Genomic DNA, 6,347 nt, shown 5'->3' on the forward strand with positions numbered 1-6,347 from the left:
CACATGCGCAACCGTAGACCGGATAAGGTGTTTACGCCGCCATCCGGCAAAAAACCGAGGTACAACTATGAGCTATTACGCCTTTGAAGGACTGATCCCGGTGGTGCATCCGGACGCGTTTGTCCATCCCAGCGCCGTGCTGATTGGCGATGTCATCGTGGGCGCCGGTGTTTATATTGGCCCACTCGCGTCATTGCGTGGGGATTATGGTCGCCTGATCCTGGAGGCAGGCTCTAATCTGCAGGATGGCTGCATTATGCATGGCTACTGCGATACCGATACCATCGTGCATGAAAACGGCCATATCGGCCACGGCGCTATTCTACATGGCTGCGTGGTGGGACGGGACGCCCTGGTCGGCATGAATAGCGTCATTATGGACGGCGCAGTGATTGGCGAAGAGAGCATTGTCGCCGCCATGAGTTTTGTCAAAGCCGGATTTCAGGGTGAGGCAAGGCAACTGCTGGTGGGATCACCGGCGCGCGTACTACGCCAGGTTACGGACCAGGAGCTGCACTGGAAACGCCTCAATACCAAAGAATATCAGGATCTTGCGATCCGTTGTCGAACGGGGTTATCTGAAACGAAGCCGTTAACGCAGGTCGAAGAAAACCGACCGCGCCTGAAAGGCACGACGGACGTGAAGCCAAAATCAGCACAGTAATTGATGCCGGATGCGCTCACGCTTATCCGGCCTACGCGTCAATTACCGTTTACCCCGCCATCAGGTAAACAGACAATTAGCGACGCATACTCTTGGAGAGCATCATCTGCCATTTCTGCTCACGGTTTAGCTCTGTGGGGGGAACGGCAGACAGCCGCGGCGCTTTCGCCACGCTCACTTTTCTTTCCTGCAAATTATGATTCAATCGGCGATAGAGATGAGAGTCGATACTCACGACTTTCACCAGACGCTGGCACTGGCAGCCTCGTCCTGCAATCTGGTTAGGGATCATCTTCACTTCACAAACAATTTCCCCCACTTCTGACAGAATATAGGAGAGCGTATTAATTGCTTTGCAATGTTCAATATCAAATTGACGGGAAATCTCCCTGGCCGTGATCCATCGGTTCTCTGCCATCATCCAGTCAGCAATTAACAAATAAAGCGGTCTTTCAACATATTTTTCACACATAAGCACACCATTTCACAAATTAAAAATCTGGCTACGGCCTGTCCAAACTAATAAAAACTAAGCCATATTAAAATTGTGGATATGCAAGATAGTATGCGACTTAAATATTGATTAGTGTGAGCAATATCGTGCTTATTACATAGAAAATGTGGTTACGGAAACGGACTTCTCCAGGAATGACCTTACGCAAGATAAAAAAAGGGTTTCTTTACAGAAACCCTTTCAGAATTATATTACAGGTCCGGTTAGAGCAATATCCACCGGACCCTTTATTTACGACTTTTTGATCTGCGCGTGCATTTCCTGCACCGAGGTTACCTTCTCGGTGGCATCGGCATTGAGCGCCATCGTCGTGGCAAAACCGCCGTTCAGCGTGGTGTCATAATGCACTTTATACTGCAGCGCGCTGCGGCGAATCACCCTGGAGTCTTCAATCGCGCGGCGGCCTGCGGTGGTATTGATAATATAGGTGTATTCGCCATTCTTGATACGGTCCTGAATGTGCGGACGACCTTCATGTACCTTGTTCACCAGACGCGGGTTGATACCGGCTTCACCCAGCACAATCGCCGTACCGTGGGTGGCATCCAGCTCGAAGCCCTGTTTCAGCAGCTTAGCGGCCAGGTCAACCACGCGCTCTTTGTCGCCTTCGCGAACGGAGAGCAGCGCACGGCCCTGTTTCTTCATGGTGGAGTTGCTGCCCAACTGTGCCTTAGCGAACGCTTCCGCGAAGGTACGGCCCACGCCCATCACTTCCCCGGTGGAGCGCATTTCTGGCCCTAACAGCGGGTCAACGCCCGGGAATTTGTTGAACGGCAACACCACTTCTTTCACCGAGTAGTACGGCGGGATAATTTCTTTGGTCACGCCCTGCTCGGTCAGCGATTTGCCGGCCATCACGCGCGCCGCCACTTTCGCCAGCGGCACGCCGGTGGCTTTGGAGACGAACGGTACGGTACGCGCCGCACGCGGGTTGACTTCAATCAGGTAGACTTCGTTGTCCTTGACCGCAAACTGCACGTTCATCAGGCCGCGCACCTGCAGCTCAAAGGCCAGCTTCTGCACCTGCTGGCGCATCACGTCCTGAATCTCCTGGCTCAGCGTGTAGGCCGGCAGGGAACAGGCGGAGTCGCCGGAGTGTACGCCCGCCTGCTCGATGTGCTCCATGATGCCGCCAATCAGCACCATTTCGCCGTCGCAGATGGCATCCACGTCCACTTCAACCGCGTCATCAAGGAAGCGGTCCAGCAGCACCGGCGCATCGTTAGAGACGCTGACCGCTGTCTGGAAGTAGCGACGCAGATCGGCTTCGTCATAGACAATTTCCATCGCCCGGCCGCCCAGCACGTAAGAAGGACGTACCACCAGCGGGTAGCCGATCTCTTTCGCCTTCTCAACCGCTTGTTCAATGGCGGTGACGGTGGCGTTGGCCGGCTGCTTCAGCTTCAGACGGTCAACCGCGTGTTGGAAGCGCTCGCGGTCTTCCGCGCGGTCGATGGCGTCCGGGCTGGTGCCGATAACCGGCACGCCTGCCGCTTCCAGCGCGCGCGCCAGCTTCAGCGGCGTCTGGCCGCCGTACTGCACGATAACGCCTTTCGGCTTCTCGATACGCACGATTTCCAGCACGTCTTCCAGCGTCACCGGCTCGAAGTACAGGCGGTCGGAAGTGTCGTAGTCGGTGGAGACGGTTTCCGGGTTACAGTTGACCATGATGGTTTCGTAACCGTCTTCGCGCAGCGCCAGCGAAGCGTGTACGCAGCAGTAGTCAAATTCGATGCCCTGGCCGATACGGTTCGGGCCGCCGCCGAGGACCATGATTTTATCGCGGTCAACGGACGGGTTCGCTTCGCACTCATCTTCATAAGTGGAGTACATGTAGGCGGTATCGGTGGCGAATTCCGCCGCGCAGGTATCCACGCGTTTGTAAACCGGGTGCAGGTCATACTGGTCACGCAGCTTACGGATTTCCGCTTCGCGTACGCCCGCCAGTTTCGCCAGACGCGCATCGGCAAACCCTTTACGCTTGAGCTGACGCAGGAAGTCGGCGTTGAGGCCAGTAATGCCGACTTCTGCCACTTTCTCTTCCAGACGCACCAGCTCTTCAATCTGCACCAGGAACCAGCGGTCGATGTTGGTCAGGTTAAAGACGCCATCCACAGACAAGCCCGCACGGAAGGCATCGGCGATATACCAGATACGATCTGCGCCCGCGTCTTTCAGCTCGCGGCGGATTTTGGTCAGCGCTTCCGGGTCGTCGAGGCTGACTTTCGGGTCGAAACCGGTAGCGCCCACTTCCAGGCCACGCAGCGCTTTCTGCAGGGATTCCTGCTGCGTGCGACCAATCGCCATCACTTCCCCGACCGATTTCATCTGGGTGGTCAGACGGTCGTTAGCACCGGCGAATTTCTCAAAGTTAAAGCGCGGAATTTTAGTAACCACATAGTCGATGGACGGCTCGAAGGAGGCCGGCGTACGCCCGCCGGTGATGTCGTTCATCAGTTCGTCAAGGGTGTAACCCACCGCCAGTTTGGCGGCTACTTTGGCAATCGGGAAGCCGGTGGCTTTCGACGCCAGCGCCGAGGAGCGGGAGACGCGCGGGTTCATTTCGATAACGATCAGACGACCGTTTTTCGGGTTCACTGCGAACTGGACGTTAGAACCGCCGGTTTCGACGCCGATTTCACGCAGTACCGCCATCGAGGCGTTACGCATGATTTGATATTCTTTGTCGGTCAGAGTCTGGGCGGGCGCCACGGTGATGGAGTCCCCAGTATGGATACCCATTGCGTCGAAGTTTTCGATGGAGCAGACGATGATGCAGTTGTCGTTTTTATCACGCACCACTTCCATCTCGTACTCTTTCCAGCCGATCAGCGATTCATCAATCAGCAGCTCGTTGGTTGGCGAGAGGTCCAGACCGCGTTCGCAGATTTCTTCGAACTCTTCACGGTTGTAAGCGATACCGCCGCCGGTGCCGCCCATGGTAAAGCTAGGCCGGATGATGCACGGGAAGCCCACGTCAGCGGCAACCGCCAGCGCTTCTTCCATGGTGTGCGCGATACCGGAACGCGCGGTGTCGAGACCAATTTTCTTCATCGCGATATCGAAGCGACGACGGTCTTCGGCTTTATCAATGGCGTCGGCGGTGGCGCCAATCATGGTGACGCCGAACTCTTCGAGCACGCCCTGCCGCTCCAGCTCCAGCGCACAGTTCAGCGCTGTCTGGCCGCCCATGGTTGGCAGCACCGCATCCGGGCGTTCTTTCTCAATAATTTTGCGTACCACTTCCCAGTGAATCGGCTCGATGTAGGTGGCATCGGCCATTTCCGGGTCGGTCATGATGGTGGCCGGGTTGGAGTTCACCAGAATAACGCGGTAACCCTCTTCGCGCAGGGCTTTACACGCCTGCGCGCCGGAATAGTCAAACTCACACGCCTGACCGATAACAATCGGGCCCGCGCCCAGAATCAGGATGCTTTTTATATCTGTACGTTTTGGCATGGCTCTTTTACTCCTGATTATTTCGCGGACTGACGGTATTGCTCAATTAACTCGATAAAGTGGTCGAACAGCGGCGCAGCATCGTGCGGGCCGGGGCTGGCTTCCGGGTGGCCCTGGAAGCTGAACGCCGGTTTGTCGGTACGATGAATACCCTGCAGGGTGCCGTCGAACAGCGACTTGTGGGTCACGCGCAGGTTGGCTGGCAGCGAGTCTTCATCCACCGCAAAGCCGTGGTTCTGCGCGGTGATCATCACCACGTTTCGGTCCATATCTTTTACCGGATGGTTGCCGCCGTGATGGCCGAACTTCATCTTGATGGTCTTCGCACCGCTCGCCAGCGCCAGCAACTGATGGCCGAGGCAGATGCCAAATAGCGGAATGTCGGTCTGGAGGAATTTCTCAATCGCCTCGATAGCGTAGTCGCACGGCGCCGGGTCGCCAGGGCCGTTCGACAGGAAGATACCGTCCGGGTTCATTTTCAGCACCTCTTCAGCAGAGGTCTGCGCTGGCACCACCGTCAGGCGGCAGCCGCGATCCACCAGCATACGTAGAATATTGCGCTTGGCGCCAAAATCGTAGGCCACCACGTGGAACGGCAGGTCATCCTCAGATTTCGCTTCCGGTAAACCGTCTTTCAGCGTCCAGCTACCCTGCGTCCAGCGGTAGGATTCAGCGGTGGTCACTTCTTTTGCCAGGTCCATCCCATTCAGGCCAGGGAACGCTTTGGCCTTTTCTAAGGCCAACGTAGCATCCAGATTATCGCCTGCAATGATGCAGCCGTTCTGAGCGCCCTTCTCGCGCAGCAGTCGGGTCAGCTTGCGGGTATCGATATCGGCAATCGCCACAATGTTATGGCGTTTCAGGTAAGAAGAGAGGTCTTCTGTGTTACGGAAGTTGCTGGCAATCAACGGCAGATCGCGAATCACTAAACCTTGCGCATGAACCTGAGAAGATTCTTCATCGGCTTCATTGGTGCCGACATTACCAATATGGGGATAAGTAAGAGTGACAATTTGGCGGGAATAGGAAGGATCAGTGAGGATTTCTTGATAACCGGTCATTGAAGTATTGAAAACGACTTCCCCAACCGCCGAACCTGTTGCCCCTATGGCCCGACCGTGAAACTGGGTTCCGTCTTCCAGAACCAATAGCGCTGACTTAATCAAAACACCCTCCAGAGAATATTCACTCACTTTATTTGCATATTAATTCATTCAGTCAGTATGAAGCAATGCAAATTTGCTTACCCGTGGATTTCTGGCAAACGGCGGCATTCTGAAGTTAAGCCGGATAAAAGTCAACTTAAAGAGGGTATTTTTTATGTTATTTTGCACATTATAAGGAAGTTATTCTGTTTAAGAGGCAAAAAGATCAACTAAGTGACGATAGAAAACGCTTGCGCTTCCTTGAGTTCGCAAAAAACTAGCTAACATGATAAAAAGTGGACCAAATGGTCAAATTTCACATTAAAACAACAAAAAACAACGATAAAAATCAATTTAATGACGTTTAAAATCAACAAATCAAGAGAAATACAAAATTAAGCAACTTAACATAAAAAATAATTTAAAAATCAATCAATTAGTTAATGCCATAAAAGAATAAAACCATCATAAAATAATAATAAAAAAACAATTTAATATAATATATTAAGGCTTAGAGCCTATCCCACCAGGCGTTATTGGCGCAGCCAGTTTGGACACGGACAGC

4 protein-coding genes are annotated in these 6,347 nt (G+C 53.8%); 1 reads left to right on the plus strand and 3 read right to left on the minus strand.

Annotated elements, in window-relative coordinates:
* The first annotated feature begins 67 nt into the window (after nt 1-67).
* The gene (caiE, locus tag ACLD4K_RS18240) at nt 68-664 is read left to right on the plus strand and encodes a carnitine operon protein CaiE (protein ID WP_000122863.1); all 597 of its coding nucleotides are present in this window, start codon (nt 68-70) and stop codon (nt 662-664) included.
* Nucleotides 665-740: 76 nt separating this feature from the next.
* Here caiE and caiF read toward each other — a convergent pair whose 3' ends face one another.
* The 3 genes from caiF to carA form a co-directional block, all read right to left on the minus strand.
* Nucleotides 741-1,136 (minus strand): carnitine metabolism transcriptional regulator CaiF, encoded by a 396-nt coding sequence (gene caiF / locus ACLD4K_RS18245; protein ID WP_024797390.1) that lies wholly within the window; start codon nt 1,134-1,136, stop codon nt 741-743.
* Nucleotides 1,137-1,409: 273 nt separating this feature from the next.
* Complete coding sequence (gene carB, locus ACLD4K_RS18250; RefSeq protein WP_001126307.1) at nt 1,410-4,637, minus strand: carbamoyl-phosphate synthase large subunit; 3,228 nt, start codon at nt 4,635-4,637, stop codon at nt 1,410-1,412.
* A 17-nt stretch (nt 4,638-4,654) separates the two neighbouring features.
* Nucleotides 4,655-5,803, minus strand: coding sequence for a glutamine-hydrolyzing carbamoyl-phosphate synthase small subunit (gene carA / locus ACLD4K_RS18255; RefSeq protein ID WP_411012279.1), 1,149 nt, complete (start codon nt 5,801-5,803; stop codon nt 4,655-4,657).
* Between the last annotated feature and the right edge of the window lie 544 nt (nt 5,804-6,347).

This window comes from Salmonella sp. 741265055_HSA, from assembly GCF_046569525.1.
Classification (GTDB): Bacteria; Pseudomonadota; Gammaproteobacteria; order Enterobacterales; family Enterobacteriaceae; genus Salmonella; species Salmonella enterica.

Bases quoted from the DNA above. Each gene is read 5' to 3' on its own strand.
- caiE (WP_000122863.1), top strand. From the start codon at position 68: ATGAGCTATTACGCCTTTGAAGGACTGATCCCGGTGGTGCATCCGGAC.
- caiF (WP_024797390.1), bottom strand. From the start codon at position 1,136: ATGTGTGAAAAATATGTTGAAAGACCGCTTTATTTGTTAATTGCTGAC.
- carB (WP_001126307.1), bottom strand. From the start codon at position 4,637: ATGCCAAAACGTACAGATATAAAAAGCATCCTGATTCTGGGCGCGGGC.